Genomic DNA, 17,379 nt, shown 5'->3' on the forward strand with positions numbered 1-17,379 from the left:
GCGGCGGCGTGGTCGATTCTCCCCGCGCTGCCGCCGGCTCCATCGGCACACTTAGACCGTGTTCTACGTGGTGAGCCGGGCAAACCGCTTGTAGCAGCACAGTGCTGCCGCGAGGCCGAGAAAAGCCAGGTAGTTGCCGGAGTAGCGTTCGTAGCGGATGGTGAGTCGTCGATAGCCGGTCAGTCAGGACATGGTCCGTTCGATCACCCAGCGATGCCGGCCTAATCGCTGACTGGACTCGACTCCCCGGCGGGCGATACGAACGGCGATGCGCTTGCCGCGTAGCCACCGGCGCAGGTCATCGCGGTCATACGCCTTATCCGCGTGGAGCTTGCCGGGCTTGATGGGACGGCCATGGCGAGGGTGGTGTCTCATTTGGAGTTCGGTCACCATGGGCTTGAGGCGCTCGCTGTCGTGGGTGTTACCAGATGAGACACCGACCACCAGGGGCAGCCCGGACCGGTCGGACAGGATGTGCATCTTCGAACCCGGCTTGCCCCGGTCCACCGGGCTCGGTCCTGTATCGTCGCCCCCTTTTTCGCCCGTACGTGGGCCAAGTTCAGCACGACACGAGACAAATCCAGCAGGTCGGCGGCAGCAAGTCTGTCGAGCACGGCATGGTGCAGCCTCCTCCACACACCGGCCCGCGACCAGATCACAAACCGGCGGTGCACGGTGGACTTCGATATCCCAAAACACGGCGGCAGGGCCCGCCAGGCGCATCCGCTCACCAAGACGTAAACGATGGCCGCGAACACCGTTTCATCAGGCGTGTTCTGCGTCCCGCGGGCCGACTCCGGTTGCTTGAGCCCCACCGGGAAAGCGTCACATCCAGAACCGTATGTTCGCAGGGATATTGACGATGACAGCAAGGACAAGGGACAGCACGATCAACGCAACGAGGACGGTGATGTGACGCGGCCAGGCGGTCTGATACGTAGGTTGCTCGACGGAAATTCCATGCAAAACAGTCCGATGCTGGCGAAGGATCCTGCCGATCCCGGTAGCGACCAGGGTTGCGGGAATGGCGGCCAAGAGCCCTCTGGCGAGAATCACCTGTAAATCCGAGGTGTAACTACCGACAGAGAGAACAGGGGCCTGGCATTGCGTTCCGGGTAAGTTGAAAAGGTCGATGCAGAAGGCGGTCGTCCAGGTGAGAGCTCTGCCCAGCACCGCGATGATGCCGGCTGTCGAGATGGAGAGCAGGACGAGTGCAGGGCGCAGGCGTGTCGTGACGACCGATGTCGCCGCAGCGGCGGTGGCGAGTCCTAGGGTCGCAACCATGGTGTAGGAGTCTCTCCATATCAAGCCGAAAAAAGGCGGAGACCCCGAGTCAATCAGATCGTCGCTAGGAATATATCCCCGGGCATCGGGAGCCACAACACCATCCATCAAAAAAGTCAAGCCCACGCCGAGGGCAACCACGATCAGACCCGCGCAGAAACCCACGGCCATCGCCCGACCGATCCGAGGCAAGGGCATATTCGCGGACTGGTGACGGGATACCAGGATGGGCCCGAGCCATAGAGTAAGGACGGCCGCCACGGTGGGTATCCCGAGTTCCAGACCCAATAGAGCGCTGTTGCTGAACTGGGTCCAATGAGACAATTTGGCATACCATGCAATGGAAGCGCCCGGGAACGGGTCCGGCCCGGGAGTGACCTTCCAAAATCCGCCCGACCGATCCACGGCGAACCAGATCGAGAAGCAGGGCGCGGCCGTGACGGCGGCGATGACGATCGTCATGTTGGACACTCGCCGATCGGACGCAACAATGCGGGCGGTGGAAATGATCCATCCCGTCAAAAGAAGACCACCTACGAGCAGCAGGAGAACGGTAGCCAAGGTCCGGACTGCGGTGAAGGCCAAGCCGAAGTGTGCCCATCCGTCGGATGTGCCCGCCGGCTCAAGGCTGTTTCCTATGACGAAGCCGACAGCGAGCATCGCGGCCGGGGCAAGCCAGGCATGCGGGCCTGGCCACAGAGTCGCACCGGCGGTCGCGCGGTACAGGCCCGCGGCGAGCAGGCCGGCCATGAGGGCCCCGGCTGGGACAGCGCTCAGCATCGTTGCCGTCAACGATTTCTCTAACATCACCACGGATATGGCGAATCCCAGTGACCGTGTGAGCAGACCTGCGGCAAGGCCGGCACCGACCATTTCCCAGAGACGGATACGCGTCAAACGCCCCGGGTCCTTTATGGTGGCGAGGCGCACGCCGGGCCAGGGATGAGGGCTGAACGAGGTGCGCCACCGTCGCGTCGACGGCAGCGGCAGAGCAACAATGACACGGGGGAGGATCTCACCCTGTCCCTCCAGTGCCGCAGCCATCGCGTCCGCGTGAACCTCGCGCGTACGGAAAATAGCATTGCGGATCATATAGATCAGTAACGCCGTCGAAGCCACCAGCGTGAGCCAGTAACTGGTGTCGATGGGATCAGAGATCAGGAGCGGAACGCTCCATTTCCAGTTCCACGGAAGGTTGACCAGCCCAGGCTGGAGCATCATCACCGCGAACGGAACGACTGCCGTCACGATGAATGCCCGCCAGAGAGCGATGGTCGCGTAGGTCCTGCCCACATCACGGTTACGCAGATGAGCCAGCTCGTGGAGAACGACTGCGCGGAAACCTGGCCGGTCGGCAATGAAGCGGGTGACCAAGCCTGCGTCGAGACGTACCTGATGACGGAGAAACGTGCCGAAGACCTGGCCCGTTGCCGAGGCCGAATAGGGGGCCAGAAGCCAGCGAGGCGGGCGGGACAGTCCGGCCTGCCGAGACAGATCGTTGAGTTCTCCGATGAGATCCGGTGATTCGTTCTGATTCAGTGGAGTCAGCCGGGAACGTCGGATGATCCATGGCGGATGCAGTGCGTACAACAGGATAGCGAACACGAATTCGGCCATCAGCCCCAGCCCGGCCCCGGCCGCCCACCGCAGATTCGACGGCATTATGCAGCGTTCGAGGTACTCCAGGACCCTCTGATCTCCAACTCGTGCAGGGCTCAGACTATCGAGGAGATCGTCGAGGCCCACGGCGGGTCGCCCGCGGATCAGCGCAGCCTCGTTTACGCATCGTTGCGTGGTCGCATTGATGTCCTCGCCCCGCTCAGGCACCCTGCTGTAAAGCATCATGAACAATTGGGCACTGATCGCGGACATGGCGACGATCAGGAGAGTGAACTGGATGCCGGTTCCCGAGCGTGTTCGCAGCAGTGATCGAACCCGTGCCGTGTTATCTGTTTGCGGTGCTCCAGCTTCCGGCATCAGCGGGGTGGCGGAGGCACTCACTCGAGGGTGTCCCCGAGTAGAGCGCGACCCACTACCGCGTTCGCCAGTAGATCCGCCTTCGTCTTGGGTGTGCCCAAGCTGACAGCCGTGTCGCGGACGATGTCCCTTACCCTTGCCCACTGTTCAGGGGTCAGTGGCAGAGGTCCTTCGTCCTCGGGCTCCTGGTCGGTGCCGAAGAGCCTGCGTATCTGGCGGATGGTCGATTTGGTGTGGTGTAACAGACCTTCGGCTATCAAGGTGGTCACCACCCCATGCGATGCCTCTAGAAGAATCGGGGTGGCAAGCATGGCGACCTCGGCCACACCGAAGCCCAGCAACCCACTGCCTTTGTCGTCACCCGCCAGGGCGCGTTTTCGGTCGGCGAAATACGCGCGGGACAACGGGTCGAATATCGGCACCTCACTCGGTGCGGCCCGTTGTACCATTACCCGGGCCACCTCGGTCACCAGCGCGTCCTCCGCCAGTAACTCGGTCATCGAGTCCTCCTCCTCATGGCATCGATGGCCATGTCCCACCCCCTGAAGCGGACCCTCGTATCCCGCCCTGAGGAACCCATGCTCGGGAGCCAGCCTCCTTCAGTCATGCTCGAACAGTATCCCGTGAATCATGATAGAGAGAGTATTTCGTGAAATCACGGGCCTCACCCACCCATTCAGTTGTCACCACCACCGTTCACATGTCCTAATAGCAGGCAATCATCGGAGAAATCGGACATCGCCTGCTGTCAAAATAGGCACCCGTGACCGCGCCAGCTGATCGTGTGCGCCTGCAAGCACGGGCTCGCGCGATGAAGGCCGCCGGCACCCTCAGACGCACACGATGGGCCGACGAGAGTCGGCGCGAAGATCGTCGAAGGCCTGTTCTTCTCGGGCGTCGCCGTCAAGCCCGTCATCCCAAACGGCTATGCCAGCGCCAGGATCGCCTCTAGAACCCGCAGGTGGTGGGGCTGCGGCGGACGATGTCCCGTCGCGGGCCGCGACGGCGCCGACCTGCGAAGCTCCACGGGACAAGGGCTACGACCATCCCCACCTGCGCGCGTTCCTGCGCGGCCGGGACATCGTCCCGCGCCTCGCCCGCCGTGGGATCGAGTCCAGCCAGCGCCTGGGGCGTCACCGGTGGGTCGTCGAACGGACGGTCTCCTGGCTGGCCGGCTGTCGCCGCTCACACCGGCGCTACGAGCGCCGGGCCGACCATTTCGCGTCCTTCGTCGCCCTCGCTGCGGCCCTCATTTGCTACCGCCGACTCGCAAATGAGTCACCGTCTTAGACCGTGTCCTACGTGGTGAACGGTCGTTAGCGGGGCATGGGGATGAAGGAGTGAGGTGACCGAACTCCACACCACCCTCGCCATGGCCGTCCCATCAACCGCTACGAACGCTACTCCGGCAACTACCTGGCTTTCTCGGCCTCGCGGCAACTCTGTGCTGCTACAAGCGGTTTGCCCGGCTCACCACGTAGGACACGGTCTTAGATTGACAGCTCGGCACAACTGACAGGCGCGCCCATCCCTGACCTTGCGAGGGTCGGGGCATTGTCGTGTACGGGCCGCAGTGATCCGGCGTGCGGGGAGCTGGTCACGACGTAGAGAGCTAGTCGCCCTGCTCCGGCGTGTGATGGCGGACGTCGGCGTGAGGTGTTGGGCGGCCCTGTTGCTGTACTTTCCTGCTGTACGTCTTCCCGCTGGCATGGCACCTTGAGACCAGGCGGCGGACGGAGAACGCCATGCGTGTCACTGGATGGAACAACGGTAGCCACCATCCCAACGGCTCGGGCTACGGACTACGAGTCTCGAAAGCGGATCGAGATCGGCTCTTCAACCCACGCTGGCGTATCGTGATCTTAAATCTAGAAGATGACCAAGCTGTCATAGTCCCGGTCGCACCGTCCTTCTGGCGAGGTTGCACCGAACTCAGGAGCCGAGACATCGGTCGCTGGCTGATTAAGCGTAGCCTTGCTCCGTGGCCTAGGGGAAAGCCACCGCTGCTCATCATGGAGCAGGTGGTGGCGAACCAATTTGTTGTATCGCCGATCCCCCTGAGAACATGAGACTCAATTCATGCCGTGAGTACGCCAATATAGAACACGCTGACCAACAGCGGAATTGTTCGCCTGGCCAGCTATTATAGCCTTAACTTCCTCTGACTTAGGGTCCACATCTGCATCCACTCTCCACCTGAGGAAGAAGGCAAAGAAGGGATCGGAGATGTATAGCCTAGAAAGGCTCTCATCGTAATCTACGACCGGCTCTCCCTCGATGTGTACGCGCGCAATTTTCGACATCTCTTCCAAGACGCGAGTGATCTCCTGCCGTTGGGGCACTTCACTGCTCAGGATTTCGCGCAATGATGCGCGTAGAGCTTCGTATGTCACAGAAGTAAGCGGGCCGGTGTGGGCAATACCCGCAAGGACAACCCCGTAGATATCCGTTGCAGTGCCGCTTTTAAGAGTGCGCACCTTCCGGTCCGTACGCTGACGTGGACCTTGCACGAGCATATCGAAGGCTGTTCGAGAGGTATTCGATGCACGTGCCGCGAAGAAGTCGTCCCATATGGGGGCGGTAATAATGGCGCCTTCTTGCGACCGTTCCCGCACTCCATTCTCTTTGCAAACGTGCAGGCAAAATGTCTGCATCAAGTGCGGGCTTGAGAAGCTCTCGCCGGCCAACCTCTCGGCAACTTCACCATTCGGATCTTGCACATTTAGGGCTTCGAATCCCTTATGCGCGATCGCAAGCAGCTCGTTTTTAGACCAGAAACCTACCTCCAACTGCTCGACACGGCCAGTCATCTCCTTCTCGACTCGTACAACATCGTACGCTCGATGAGGAACAGCTATGACGATTACCGGCAAGCCATCGAAGACGAGGTCCTTCAGCCCACGCACAATCTGAAGCTGAACGTCAGGCTCAATATAGTGAAAGTCATCAATCACCAAAGAGTGCAGGCCACTCCGCAAGGCATCTCGGGCTACCGAGGAGATGGATCTACTTCTAGCGGTGCGATCACTCGTGGTGTAGGAGGTTGCCGACTGACCTTCCTTCGCCCCTTTCAGTACACCAACACCCAACTCGCCTTTCGTTGTGCGACTATCCGTCTCGGAGGAGGTCTGTGTTGTTTCCACTTGCGTGATGAGTCCTAGGTAATCCGCGATCAGCGACCACAGTTCATCAAGGGATGATATCGTCCCCCCGGAGAGCCAAATGGCGTCCTCTCTCGCAAGAACACTCTTAACCAAAACCGTTTTACCGGTCTTCGTAGGTCCAGATATCGAAAGAATTCGGTGCCGCTCGTCAAGGTAGTCCTGGATCTTCTGTTCTAGCCTGTACTCCTCTCGGCTGATGTAGGTGAGCGTGGGAAGACCCCCTGCCACGAAGACTTGTCCTACCTTGACATTTCCTGACCCTGCCATGGCTTCAGTCTAAGGCAGGATGCGCACGCCCATGGAAGATCGTCACACGCCACGATTTGCACCTTATGTGGTTTTTCTTCCTGATCGACATCAGCGACCGGGCCATGGCAGGTTTCGAGCGATGCTAAGCCGCATCTTGCTCCGCGCCGTACGTCCGGCCTGGCGGCTCGACACTACGGTTCACAGCAGCCGATCGCTGGCCAACTGTGGCGAGGCGAAGTGGGTGATCGTCACGGCGTTCAGTGACCCTCTGCCGGCTTCTGGGCGCGCGGGGCGGTGCGTGCCCGGACCGGCCGAAGAGCCGCAGCCGGGCACGCAGACCGCCGGCGCGCCCGGCGGGCCGTGAAGCGGACCGCCCTTGACCCTGTAGAGAAAGTCGTCGCCGGATCGGGGCGGGCTCAAGATCGGCCATAGCTGGAAGTTTGGGAGGTCGGGACGAATGCGCAGCTCAGCAAGCACGTTGGTCGGGCGGGGAATGATCTAGGCGGCCAGAACGTAGGCCGTTCTCTTCATGCCTGAAGTGAAGGGCTTGTTGATCTGCTTCGCGTCCGCGAAGACGTAGCCGTCGTTGTACGTGAACGCTTCCACGAAGCGCTCATAGTCGCCAGGACGGCGGGTTAATCGATCATCGGCGACGATCACGACACCCCGAACCGGCGTGCCGTCGACCAGCTTCCCCACGCGAAGCGCCCTCAGCATGGTTTCGAAGTCATCCCGCACGACGTCAGCCTTTGCCGCTGACTTGTCGTTGTCCGTGAACTCATGCACGACGGCCCAGCCATGCCGCCCCGCTGTCCGCCGGTTGATCGCGTGCTGGTCCTGAACACCGTGTTCATCACGCCGTGTATCCGCCGAGATGCGAGCGTAGGAGACGACGGGAACGGCCGGGGGAATCTGGTCCATGAGCACCTCCACAAGATTTACAGCCCTGGGAGTACTACTACCACCAGCAGTACCTCCACAAGGTCCCCAACGGCTACTGCGGCATAGGCGGGACAGGCGTGTCCTGTCCGGTCGGCCTGACCGCTGGTGAAGCCTGATCTTCCGAACACCACCGGCCCTTGATCGCCCGGCTTGCCGGTCCCCGATCGAGGGCCAGAGCCGTTTCCGGCGGCACATCAGTCGTTGGGCAAGATCGTGAGTCGCTGCCCCTTAGGCAGGGGGCGAGGAGCAACGACAAGCCGCGTCTGGTTTCGCGCCAGGAAACCTGCTCACGACATGGTCGCCTGAAGCTGAGATGATCGCTGGACGACGACGTCCGTACGGCAGACGGTGCGGAGCCACCGTTCCTGACCGAGGTCGGCACGAGCCAGGTCGGGTACGTCGGTCACTCCGGGATGAGGCCTGCTTCGTGGGCGAGGACGGCCGCTTGGACCCGGTTTCGCAGGTCGAGCCGGGTGAGGATGGCGCTGACGTGACCCTTTACGGTTCCCTCGACGAGCCCCAGTCGGCGGGCGATCTGGGCGTTGGACAACCCGGCGCCCAGCAGGGCCAGCACGTCGCGTTCCCGTTCGGTGAGTGCCGCCGTCCTGGTGCGGGCGGTCGTCGCACGGCTGAGTCCCGAGGAACGTAGTTCGCCGATGACCCGTGCGGCCACCCTCGGTGACAAGTACGCGCCGCCCCCGGCGACCGCATGGACGCCGGCGATCAGCTCTCGGGGGTTGCCTGACTTGAGCAGGAAACCGCGGGCACCTTCGTCGAGTGCCCGGGCCACGTAGGCGTCCTCGCCGAAGGTGGTGAGGATGGCGACGGCGACCGACGGAGCCGCACGGGAGATCTCGGCGCCGGCGGCCAGACCGTCCAACCGGGGCATTCGGATGTCGAGCAGGGCGACGTCCGGGCGGTGTGCCAGGGTGAGCTCGATCGCCTCCCGACCGTCGCCGGCTTCGGCGATCACGTCGATGCCGGGGTCGGTGGTGAGGATGGCGCGTACGCCGGCTCGGATCAGCTCGTCGTCGTCGGCCAGCAGGATCCTGATCATGATTCTTCCCGGTGGGGCAGCGTGGCCGCGATCTCGAACTCGTGCTCACTCGGTCCAGCGTGGAAGGTTCCGCCCACGAGTCGGACGTGCTCCCGCAGTCCTGACAGGCCGGTACGCGTGCCGCGGCCCCGCCGCGCGTTCCCCGACAGGGCATTGGTGACGGTGACCGCGGTGGTGCCGTCCGAGGTCGCCAGCCGCACCTGTACGGCCGCTCCGGCCGCGTGCTTCGCGGCGTTGGTCAGCGCCTCCTGGACGACGCGGCGTACGGCGACCTCCACTGTCGGCGGCAGATGCCGTTCGCCTCGCCACTCCAGCGTCACGGGCAGGCCGGCCTGGACTGAGCGTTCGACGATGTCCTCGACGCGTTCCCTGACTGGTCGCAGGGGCGCGGGCTCGTCGTCGCGCAACAGGGTGAGGATCTCGGCCAGTCGTTCGGTCGCCCGCCCGGCTCCGGCGCGTAGCTCCGCCACCGTCGTCCGGTGCCGCTCGTCGAGCTCGGGCGCCACCTCCAGTGCTCCGGTGCGCAGCGCCAGCAGGCTCAGCTCGTGTCCGAGCGTGTCGTGCATGTCGCGGGCGATGCGGTGGCGCTCCTGCATCCGGGCGCGTTCGGCGGTGAACGCGATCAGTTCGGCCTGCTGATGTATGGAACGGCCCAGTGTCCACGGCAGTATCACGGTCAGGCCCAGCAGCAGAAAGCCCGTGCCCCACGTGTCACCCACCGCCAGGGAAAGCAGAAGGTTCAGCGCGGCCCCCGCGGCGAACACACCCAGCACGGGGGCCGGCTGGGGCGTCCGCCGACCGGCCAGCAGGCTGAGCACGAAGACCGCCCCGGCGAAAGCGGTACTCCACACCGGGACGGCGTCGGCCATACCCAGCGCCGTCCCAGCGCTCGTCACGGCGCACAGCCCCAAGGAGATGACCGGGTACGAGGCGGCGAGCGCCATGGCCGCGATGAGAGCCGGTAGGGCACCCGCCCATGCCCACACGGGCAGCTCGGCAGAGGACAGAACAATGACGATCAGCAGTGCCGCGATCACGCCCAGCGCCCACGGTGGTACGGGCCATCTGGTCGGCCACCCACGGTTGTGGTTCATCACGCCGCCGACGCTATCTCGTGGCAAGTTGGGCGGATTCCTCCGGTACGGGTGGAGCTTCGGGCGAGCGGCGTGCACGGACCAGCGCGACGACGCGGGCGACCAACACGCTGATGTTCATCACGGTCGCGACAGCGGACCAGGCGACCAGCGCCGCTGAGTAATAGCACAGTTGGAGGAAGGTGATGTCCCGTCCGCCTCCGACGAGCCCACCGAGCAGGTCGGGAAGGTTGATCAGCAGGGCGAGGGGGACGAGCCGAGGCGCCAGCCGTAGGGCGAGGCGCCACGATGGCCGGTTGGCGAGCCGGCTCGCCCAATGCCGCGTACGCCGCAGGTTGCGAACGCCGAGGAGCACGCTCACCAGGGTGAGGCCGGCCAGTGACAGGTCGACGATGAGCCGCACTGGGGCGCCTGTTTGTGGCTCGCCACCGGTCACGAGGGTGGCCAGTTCGTCCGTCAGCGCGTAGATCCCCTCGTTGGCGAGGCCGATGCCGCTGTTCCCCATGACCGCGATGCCGTAGCCGCCGGGGAGCAGTAGCTGGTCGGCGGTGTAGGTGAACCAGATGCCGCTGTGATGGATTCGGCCTTTCTGGTCGTTGTCCCAGCCCATGCCGTACGTCCACCGCCGGTCGGAAGACGTGTGCATGGCCGTGACGCTTGTGGCCGAGACCAAGCGGGTCCCGTTCGCGGCCTTGCCCCCGTTGTTCTGCGTGATCAGCCATTGCGCCATGTCCTCGGCCGTGGTGATCACCCCGTCGGAGCCGTTGACGAACCGGGCCGGCTCTTCGGCGGGAATCGACATGCCGTACGCATAGACATATCCCTTGCGCATGGTATTGGGGAGATCACGTGGAGTCTGGTTGATCGTGGTTGTCGCGCGCATACCGATCGGCTCGAACACGTGACGCCGCATATAGTCCGCGAACGGCTCGCCGGTGACGACTTCCACCAGGCGGGCCGCGAGGTGGTAGTTAGTGTTCGTGTAGTGATGCCTCGTGCCGGGTTCGGCGGCCAGCGTCGCATCGCGCGCACGCGCCACGGCCGCAGCTGGCGAGACCGGCTGCGGCAGGCTCTTCTCCCGAAAAGTGCCGTCGGTGATTCCGGAGGTCTGGTTCAGCAACTCGCGTACCGTGATTCGCGTCCCGCGCGGGTCGGCGATCCGGAAATCCGGCAGGTAGTCGCGTACCGGTGCGTCCAGCGTCACCTTCCCCGCCTCGGCCAACTGCATGACTGCGAGCGCCGTGAACGATTTGCTGACCGACGCGCCGGGCATCGGTGTTTTCGCGGTCACCGAGGCGCCGCTCGAGTCATGGCCGTACCCGCCCGTGTACAGCACCTGGTCGCCCTTGGTGATCGCGACGGCGATGCCTGGATAGCCCGCCTTGTCGGCGAAGCCGGACACTACCCGTCGTACGGACGCCTCGTCCGGCGCCGTGGCCGCGAACCCCGGGTCCGCTGACAGCACCACAAGCCCGGCGGCCGCCGCAAGGCCCAGCCACCGTCTTCTGCTCTTCCACACAACGCCGCTCCCGTCGTCTCGTTGACGACGGCCACGCTAGGCACCGCGTTCTCCTGTCACAGGACCCGAAGGACACGGCCCACCCCTGACTTTCGTCAGGCCATCGTTTTGTGCTCCTGATCTCCGAAGGCTTTCGGGTTGAGATCATCGCGTCGGCAGATCTATTGCCTGTGGCGAACCGCTACCACCAGCAGTACCTCCACAAGGTCCCCAACGGCTACTGCGGCATAGGCGGAACCAACGTCAGCTAGGTGACCCATCTGTGTTCCTGACGGTCGAGCTTGGCGCCCGGTGAGCAATGACCCTGCAAGTCCTGGTTGTATGGCATGGCTGACCTCTGTGGCTTGAGCCGCATTCGGTCGTTTGGCTTGGCCGCCGCACGCATCGTCGGAAAGCTCATCGTGTTCAGGCGAAAGCAAGGCGTGACAGACTCAGGGCTCATAGCATCAACGCTATGAGCTGGGGTACCGTAGAGCTGGAACCAGAGGTTCGGAAGTGGCTTGAAGATCTGCCTTCGGCGTCGTTCGCCAGGGTGGCGTTCTATGTCGATCTGCTGGCGGCGGAAGGCCCTCTGCTGGGGGAGCCCTACACGAAGCAGCTTGACGGCAAGCTGCGTGCGCTCCGGTTTCATCTCGATGAGTTCGCGGTGCGCATCACCTACTGGATCGCACCTCGTCGCCGGATCGTGCTCTTGACCGTGTTCCACAAGACACGATCACGCGATCACCGTGAGGTTGAGCGGACTCGGCGAGCAATGCGTCGCTGTGTCGAACTGGCGCACACCGTCGACGAGGAAGAAGAAGCGGTATGAGCGAGCAGGGAAGCTGGCGAGAGCTCAGGGATCGCCGGATGGCTGAGCCTGGTGCGGCTGAGGCCTATGAAGCCACACGTCTCGCCTACGAACTGGGCAAGACGGTGCGTGCGATGCGTGAGGAGCGTGGCTGGAGCCAAAACGACTTGGCTCGTAAGGCCGGCATGACCCAGTCAGCGGTGGCTCGGTTCGAAGCGGGCGGAACCGTCCCCACGTTGCCGGTTCTGGAGCGCCTGGCGCGTGCCTTGGACGCGGATGTCGAGGTCCGGCTGACGCCCCGGGCTCCCGCTGCCTGAACTGGGGTCCCAGCGAAGCCCGGAAGCCCGCTATCACGTGCCGAGAGCCTTGGAAGCTACTGCGGGCCTCGGCGGCACCGGCGTGGTCTGTCCAATCGGTCTGACCGTCGATGAGGCTTGATCGATGAGCCCGCTGGTTACCTGCTCAGCGGTGATTCTTCGGCGAGTCCTGCCTGATAACCCGCGATAACGAGGTGGGCGCGGTCACGGGCGTCGAGTTTGGTCAGCAGTCGGCTGACGTGGGTCTTGAGGGTTGCCCGGCTGATGTGCAGGGTGGCCTGGATCTCGCTGTTGGACAGGCCGTGGGTGATCAGCGTCAGGACTTCGCGTTCGCGGGGTGTCACACCGTCGAGAGACCGGGTGGCAGTCGGTCGGTTGGTGAAGGCGGCGATGAGGCGGCGGGTGACGGTGGGGGCGAGCAGCGCCTCGCCGGCGGCGACCGTACGGATCGCGTCGAGCAGCCGCGGAGGTGTTATGTCCTTGAGGAGGAAGCCGCTGGCGCCGGCGTGCAGCGCCCGGTAGACATGGTCGTCCAGGTCGAAGGTGGTCAGGATGAGCACCCGGGCGGGTGCGGGCTGGCGGTGAGCTGTGCGGTCGCCATAATGCCGTCGATGTCGGGCATGCGGACGTCCATAAGGACGAGATCGGGACAAAAGTCGGCGGCGAGAGCCACGGCCTCGCGTCCGGTGCCGGCTTCGGCGACGACGGTGACGCAAGGGCTGGCGTCGAGCAGGCGGCGCACGGTGGCTCGGTAGAGGGGTTCGTCGTCTGTGAGCAGGACGCGGAGTGCATCGCCGGTCATGTCGGGAAGGGGAGGGTGACGCGCACGGCGAATCCGCCGGTCGGTTCTGCTTGTCGAACTCCACCAACTGGTGAGCCTGCTCTACCGGGGTCGGGACATCTCCTGGCTGCAGGCGGCCTATCTCTATCCGACACCCACGCTGCTGCTGACAGTGACGTCCGGAGCCGGTATCGCGGTCATAGTCTGCCGGCTGGCGTTCCTCCTCCGGACCCGGGCTCGTCACACTTCGGACCTGACCTGAACCCCGCTTACCAACGGGAGACTGAGGCCGGGCTTGTTGGGTGATGTCCGAGGCGGTGTCAGGGGGTGGCCGGGACGGTGCTGGTCGTGACGATGGAGCCGAAGAAGCGGACCCGCGACGCTTGCTTGAAAACACCCCGACGCGCGCTCGGTGCGATCGACAAAGGCCGTCACATGCTTCCAGCGGGTCTCGCAACTGGTACAGGAATTTCTTCCGCGACCACGACCTTCTCTCCATCACCACCTGACCACTAGCCGCGAATTTTCGCCGGAAGAGAACCGCTACAAGGGGTGGCGTCGCCGGCCCTGGCCGCTTCGCGGCCCCTGCGGGGTGCTTTGCATTGGCGCCGGCCACTCCACTACACACAGAGGCAGCCGACCCTATCCCGCGGATTCCGAGTGCTTTTGCTCGCGTGCGATCCGGCGAGCGGTTGAGATTTGTTGTCGCGCGAGTTCGGCCCAGAAGTGCTCTCCGTCGCGGTGCCCGCTGCCGACGTACCGCCACTCTCCGGCTGTGACCGTCTGACGGGTGTCGAGGTCGGGGAGGCCGCGCCGTTGCCGAGAGGCTTCGGCCTGGTGGTCGGCCCGTGCCTGTCGCACGGCGCCCAGGGCGGTGGAGTAGTAGCGGCTCTTGGTGGAGAAGTGGCCCCGGTAGCCGAGGATGTGAGCCCACTGTCGCAGGGGCAGCAGCCGGAACTCCGGCTTGCGGTCCAGGATGAAGCACGTGTAGATCATGCGCCGCGCGTGCTCGGTGACCTCCAGCCGTGACACATACCTGATGTCACGGATCCGGCGGTCCACCGTCCCGGCAGACTCGGCGCCTTTGGTGGCGTATTTGGCGATGTAGGACGCGACCCGCTGGTCTGCGACGCTTTCCAGCGTGGTGGACACGTAGATGGGGTCCACATCGAGCTGACTTCCCCACCGGCCGACGAAAGAGGAGCCGTCGTCAGGGATCGGGACCGAGACGGATGCCGCCGTCTCGCGGATGGCGTCCTGGAGGACGGGGACGGCCGCCCAGTCGGAGGGCCGGTCGGTGGGGCCGTCCGGTCCGTCGAGGCGGATCACGGCGTGGAACTGGACCAGGCCCGGCGGCTCCTGAGCTCGTGGCGGCGCCCCTTGTGGCCCGGCACCGGCCGCGGCGGACCGGGCCGCGCCCGGACGGCCGGACGGCCGGTGGTCCGCGTGTCCGCGAAGACCACCGGCCGCGCCGTCGTGCCGGCTAGGAGCCGAGCGTGACGTGGAAGATCTTCTCGTTTCCGTTGTTCGGGATGCCGTCCTTGTCGCCCTGGGTGCTGGTGGTCAGCCACAGGCCGCCGTCGGGAGCGGGCTCCACAGTGCGCAGCCGGCCGTAGGTGCCGTTGAAGAACACCTGCGCGCTGGGCAGGCTGCTCCCGCTGATCGGCACGCGGTACAGCCGGGTGGCGCGCTCGCAGGCGATGTAGATCACGTCGCTCACGATGGCGATGCCGGAGCAGGAGCCCTCCGCCACGGGGTAGGTGCGCTTGGGCGCGATGTACCCGGCGGTGCCGCAGGTGCCCGTCGTCCCCTCACACGCCGGCCAGCCGTAGTTGCCGCCCTTGGTGATCAGGTTGGTCTCGTCCATGATGGAGTTGCCGAACTCCTGCTCCCACAGCCGGCCCTGCGAGTCGAACGCCAGCCCCTGCGGGTTGCGGTGCCCGTAGCTCCACACATAGGTGCCGAACGGGTTGTCCGACGGCACGGTGCCGTCCGGGTTGAGCCGCAGGACCTTGCCGTTGAGGCCGTTCAGGTTCTGCGCGTTGTCGCCGTTCTGGGCGTCGCCGGTGCTGGCGTACAGCTTGCCGTCCGGGCCGAACCGTAGGCGGCCGCCGTTGTGGTACTTGTTGCGCAGGATCCCGGTGAGCAGGATCTGCTCAGAACTGAGGGTGAGCCGGTCGTTCTCCAGCTTGATGCGGACGATCCGGTTGTCGGTCGACGTCGTGTGCATCATGTACAGCCAGTGGTCGCTGGCGAAGGTGGGGGCGATGGCCAGCCCCATGAGGCCGCCCTCGCCGTCGGTGTCGTCGACGTTCGGCACCGTGCCGATGTTGGTCTTCGCCCCGGTGGCCGGGTCGAGGTGGATGATGTCGTGGACGTCCCTGCGGCTGTAGAGGATCGTGCCGTCGGGCAGCGTGAGCAGACCCCACGGGAGGTCGGTCTCGGTCGCGATCTGCGTCACCCCGCACACCGAGCCGGCGCACCCCCCGCCGGTGGTCACGGTCGCGGTGTTGCTGCGCGACGAGACGTTGGACTGCGCGTCGCGGGCCACCACGTAGTACTGGTAGCTCGTGTTCGCCGACAGCCCGCTGTCGATGAAGGTGGTGGCCGGCGGGTTGCCGGTGACCGTGCCCACCAACGTACCGCCGCGGTAGACGAGGTAGGCGCGGACCCCGACGTTGTCGGTGGCCGCGGTCCACCGCAACGTCACCGTGGTGCCGGACGCGGAGCCGGTGAGCTGGCTCGGGGCGGTGGGCGCCTGGGTGTCGGACTGGCACTGCGGTGGCGTGATCGTGACCGTCGCGCTCGCCTGGGAGACGTTGCCCGCCGCGTCGCGCGCGTTGACGTACAGACCCCACGTCGAACCGGGGACCACGGTGAGGGTGGTGGACAGGGTGGTCCCGCTCACCGACTTCATCAGCTGGCCGTCGTGGTAGACGTCGTAGAACGCCACTCCGACGTTGTCGGTGGAGGCGCTCCACGCGAACGTGACCGAGTCGCATACCAGGCCGCTCACCCGCGGGTTGCCCGGCACCGTCGGAGGCTGGGTGTCGGCGCTTCCGGTGGACGTCGTCCACTTCTGGTTGCTCTGCCCGTTACACGTCCACAACTGCACCGGGGTGTTGTTGGTGGTCCGGCCTCCGCTCACGTCCAGGCACATGCCGGACTGCACGCCGACGATGCTGCCGTCGGAGTTGATCCGCCACTTCTGGCTGGCCGCCCCGGTGCAGGTGGAGATCTGCAGCGTGGCCGGCGGCGTGGTGTCCTGGCCGACCACGTCCAGGCACCTCGGGGAGCTGTACACCCGGAGCTCTCCCGCCGTGGTGGAGGTCCACGTCTGGCTCGCCTGCCCGTTGCAGTCGTAGATGGTGACGCGGGCGCCTGGCGTCGTGGAGTTGCCGGCCACGGTCAGGCAGCGGCCGGACGCCACGCCGACCACGGGCGAGGTGGCCGCCGACGCGGGCGTCGAGCTCACCACGATCGTGGCGGCCACCGAGGCGAGCGCGGCCACGAAGGCGGCCAGAGCGCGCGGCCACGGCCGTCCGCGGGTGGTTAAGGCGAACATTCGTATCAGTCCTTACCGGGGTCGTTCGAGGGGGGTTGCCAGGGGAGGGCTCTCGCGCGGCGCCGGCGGGACCGCGGTGCGCGGTCACCACTGAGAAGCCGGTCGGCGCATTGCGGCGACGGCGCGGCCCTGGCTCGGGGGGGACGGCGCCGCCGACCGCACCCGTGAGGTCCATTCGCTACCAGATCCAGCAAAGTGCGACAGAGCCCATCAAGAATGAACAGCACCTCTCTGACATGCTGTCAGAAATATTGTCACGACTCCCGATGAATGTGGCATATCGGATTGCCCGCTCACCGAAGCCGTCCGATGGCGGCCGGCACGCCAGGTTTGGCGATGGGGGCGCCTCACGCGGGTGACCGCGCCTTGACGTGGGGCTCGGCCGCGGGTGGTGCCTCTACGTCACATGCGGCGCCGCCTGAAGATCATCGTTCCCGAGATGAAACATTCACCGCCCGCCCGCTCCCCGGACCCCTCTGCCCGGACCAGACCGGACCGCGAGATTGCGACGGATATGATCCACGCGCTGCGGTCGGCGAAGGGAGCGGGTGCACGAGGGCGGGAACACGCAGTCACACCGGACCGGCTACTGAGCGCAGCCTCTAACCGGGACGAATTCAACGACTACGAATGGCTGACG

12 protein-coding genes and 4 pseudogenes are annotated in these 17,379 nt (G+C 65.0%); 4 read left to right on the plus strand and 12 right to left on the minus strand.

The genetic code is table 11. The annotated features are described in order from the left end of the window. Positions 1-183: 183 nt before the first annotated feature. The 4 genes and pseudogenes from BJ992_RS34115 to BJ992_RS04220 all read right to left on the minus strand — a co-directional run bounded on the left by BJ992_RS34115 (position 184) and on the right by BJ992_RS04220 (position 3,761). Positions 184-507 (minus strand): transposase, encoded by a 324-nt coding sequence (locus BJ992_RS34115; RefSeq protein ID WP_343072496.1) that lies wholly within the window; start codon positions 505-507, stop codon positions 184-186. Positions 508-632: 125 nt separating this feature from the next. Further along, positions 633-815, minus strand: a pseudogene (locus tag BJ992_RS34500) (transposase); the annotation flags it as partial. 10 nt (positions 816-825) lie between these two features. Next, positions 826-3,285 carry a M48 family metalloprotease gene (locus BJ992_RS04215; protein WP_184978628.1) on the minus strand — a complete coding sequence of 820 codons (2,460 nt, stop codon included), beginning with the start codon at positions 3,283-3,285 and terminating at the stop codon, positions 826-828. Then, positions 3,282-3,761 carry a hypothetical protein gene (locus BJ992_RS04220; RefSeq protein WP_184978629.1) on the minus strand — a complete coding sequence of 160 codons (480 nt, stop codon included), beginning with the start codon at positions 3,759-3,761 and terminating at the stop codon, positions 3,282-3,284. The genes BJ992_RS04215 and BJ992_RS04220 overlap by 4 nt, the downstream gene beginning before the upstream one ends. Before the next feature lie 488 nt (positions 3,762-4,249). Here BJ992_RS04220 and BJ992_RS04225 point away from each other — a divergent pair. Then, a pseudogene (locus BJ992_RS04225) lies at positions 4,250-4,551 on the plus strand (transposase); the annotation flags it as partial. Positions 4,552-5,333: 782 nt separating this feature from the next. Here the strand turns inward: BJ992_RS04225 and BJ992_RS04230 are convergent. Together BJ992_RS04230 and BJ992_RS04235 are read right to left on the minus strand one after the other, a co-directional pair. After that, positions 5,334-6,692, minus strand: a complete 1,359-nt coding sequence (locus BJ992_RS04230; protein WP_184978630.1) for a P-loop NTPase family protein — start codon at positions 6,690-6,692, stop codon at positions 5,334-5,336. A gap of 480 nt (positions 6,693-7,172) precedes the next feature. Then, positions 7,173-7,595, minus strand: a complete 423-nt coding sequence (locus tag BJ992_RS04235; protein ID WP_184978631.1) for a recombinase family protein — start codon at positions 7,593-7,595, stop codon at positions 7,173-7,175. Between the two features lie 38 nt (positions 7,596-7,633). Between BJ992_RS04235 and BJ992_RS32500 the strand changes: the two are divergent. Further along, a pseudogene (locus tag BJ992_RS32500) lies at positions 7,634-7,732 on the plus strand (peptide-methionine (S)-S-oxide reductase MsrA); the annotation flags it as partial. A 287-nt stretch (positions 7,733-8,019) separates the two neighbouring features. On the opposite strand, the gene BJ992_RS04240 reads toward BJ992_RS32500, so the two are convergent. The 3 genes from BJ992_RS04240 to BJ992_RS04250 form a co-directional block, all read right to left on the minus strand. Continuing rightward, positions 8,020-8,673 carry a response regulator gene (locus BJ992_RS04240; protein ID WP_184978632.1) on the minus strand — a complete coding sequence of 218 codons (654 nt, stop codon included), beginning with the start codon at positions 8,671-8,673 and terminating at the stop codon, positions 8,020-8,022. Beyond that, positions 8,670-9,710: a histidine kinase gene (locus BJ992_RS34120; RefSeq protein WP_184978633.1), complete on the minus strand. Its 1,041-nt coding sequence runs from the start codon at positions 9,708-9,710 to the stop codon at positions 8,670-8,672. The genes BJ992_RS04240 and BJ992_RS34120 overlap by 4 nt, the downstream gene beginning before the upstream one ends. 70 nt (positions 9,711-9,780) lie before the next feature. Continuing rightward, positions 9,781-11,286 (minus strand): serine hydrolase, encoded by a 1,506-nt coding sequence (locus BJ992_RS04250; protein WP_184978634.1) that lies wholly within the window; start codon positions 11,284-11,286, stop codon positions 9,781-9,783. 454 nt (positions 11,287-11,740) lie between these two features. Here BJ992_RS04250 and BJ992_RS04255 point away from each other — a divergent pair, with 454 nt between their 5' ends. Together BJ992_RS04255 and BJ992_RS04260 are read left to right on the plus strand one after the other, a co-directional pair. Then, positions 11,741-12,097: a type II toxin-antitoxin system RelE/ParE family toxin gene (locus BJ992_RS04255; protein ID WP_184978635.1), complete on the plus strand. Its 357-nt coding sequence runs from the start codon at positions 11,741-11,743 to the stop codon at positions 12,095-12,097. After that, a complete protein-coding gene (locus BJ992_RS04260) occupies positions 12,094-12,393 on the plus strand; it encodes a helix-turn-helix domain-containing protein (protein ID WP_184978636.1) in 300 nt (99 codons plus the stop codon). Before BJ992_RS04255 ends, BJ992_RS04260 begins: the two co-directional genes overlap by 4 nt. Positions 12,394-12,530: 137 nt before the next feature. Here the strand turns inward: BJ992_RS04260 and BJ992_RS04265 are convergent. The 3 genes and pseudogenes from BJ992_RS04265 to BJ992_RS04275 form a co-directional block, all read right to left on the minus strand. Continuing rightward, positions 12,531-13,195: pseudogene (locus tag BJ992_RS04265) on the minus strand (response regulator). Between the two features lie 621 nt (positions 13,196-13,816). Then, positions 13,817-14,521, minus strand: coding sequence for a replication initiator (locus BJ992_RS04270; RefSeq protein ID WP_343072964.1), 705 nt, complete (start codon positions 14,519-14,521; stop codon positions 13,817-13,819). Positions 14,522-14,657: 136 nt separating this feature from the next. Continuing rightward, positions 14,658-16,739, minus strand: a complete 2,082-nt coding sequence (locus BJ992_RS04275; RefSeq protein WP_184978638.1) for a PQQ-dependent sugar dehydrogenase — start codon at positions 16,737-16,739, stop codon at positions 14,658-14,660. Between the last annotated feature and the right edge of the window lie 640 nt (positions 16,740-17,379).

It is taken from the genome of Sphaerisporangium rubeum (assembly GCF_014207705.1).
Classification (GTDB): Bacteria; Actinomycetota; Actinomycetes; order Streptosporangiales; family Streptosporangiaceae; genus Sphaerisporangium; species Sphaerisporangium rubeum.

Coding starts and splice junctions, on each gene's coding strand:
- BJ992_RS04220 (WP_184978629.1), bottom strand. CDS start 3,761: ATGACCGAGTTACTGGCGGAGGACGCGCTGGTGACCGAGGTGGCCCGG.
- BJ992_RS04230 (WP_184978630.1), bottom strand. CDS start 6,692: ATGGCAGGGTCAGGAAATGTCAAGGTAGGACAAGTCTTCGTGGCAGGG.
- BJ992_RS04235 (WP_184978631.1), bottom strand. CDS start 7,595: ATGGACCAGATTCCCCCGGCCGTTCCCGTCGTCTCCTACGCTCGCATC.
- BJ992_RS04240 (WP_184978632.1), bottom strand. CDS start 8,673: ATGATCAGGATCCTGCTGGCCGACGACGACGAGCTGATCCGAGCCGGC.
- BJ992_RS04255 (WP_184978635.1), top strand. CDS start 11,741: ATGAGCTGGGGTACCGTAGAGCTGGAACCAGAGGTTCGGAAGTGGCTT.
- BJ992_RS04260 (WP_184978636.1), top strand. CDS start 12,094: ATGAGCGAGCAGGGAAGCTGGCGAGAGCTCAGGGATCGCCGGATGGCT.
- BJ992_RS04275 (WP_184978638.1), bottom strand. CDS start 16,739: ATGTTCGCCTTAACCACCCGCGGACGGCCGTGGCCGCGCGCTCTGGCC.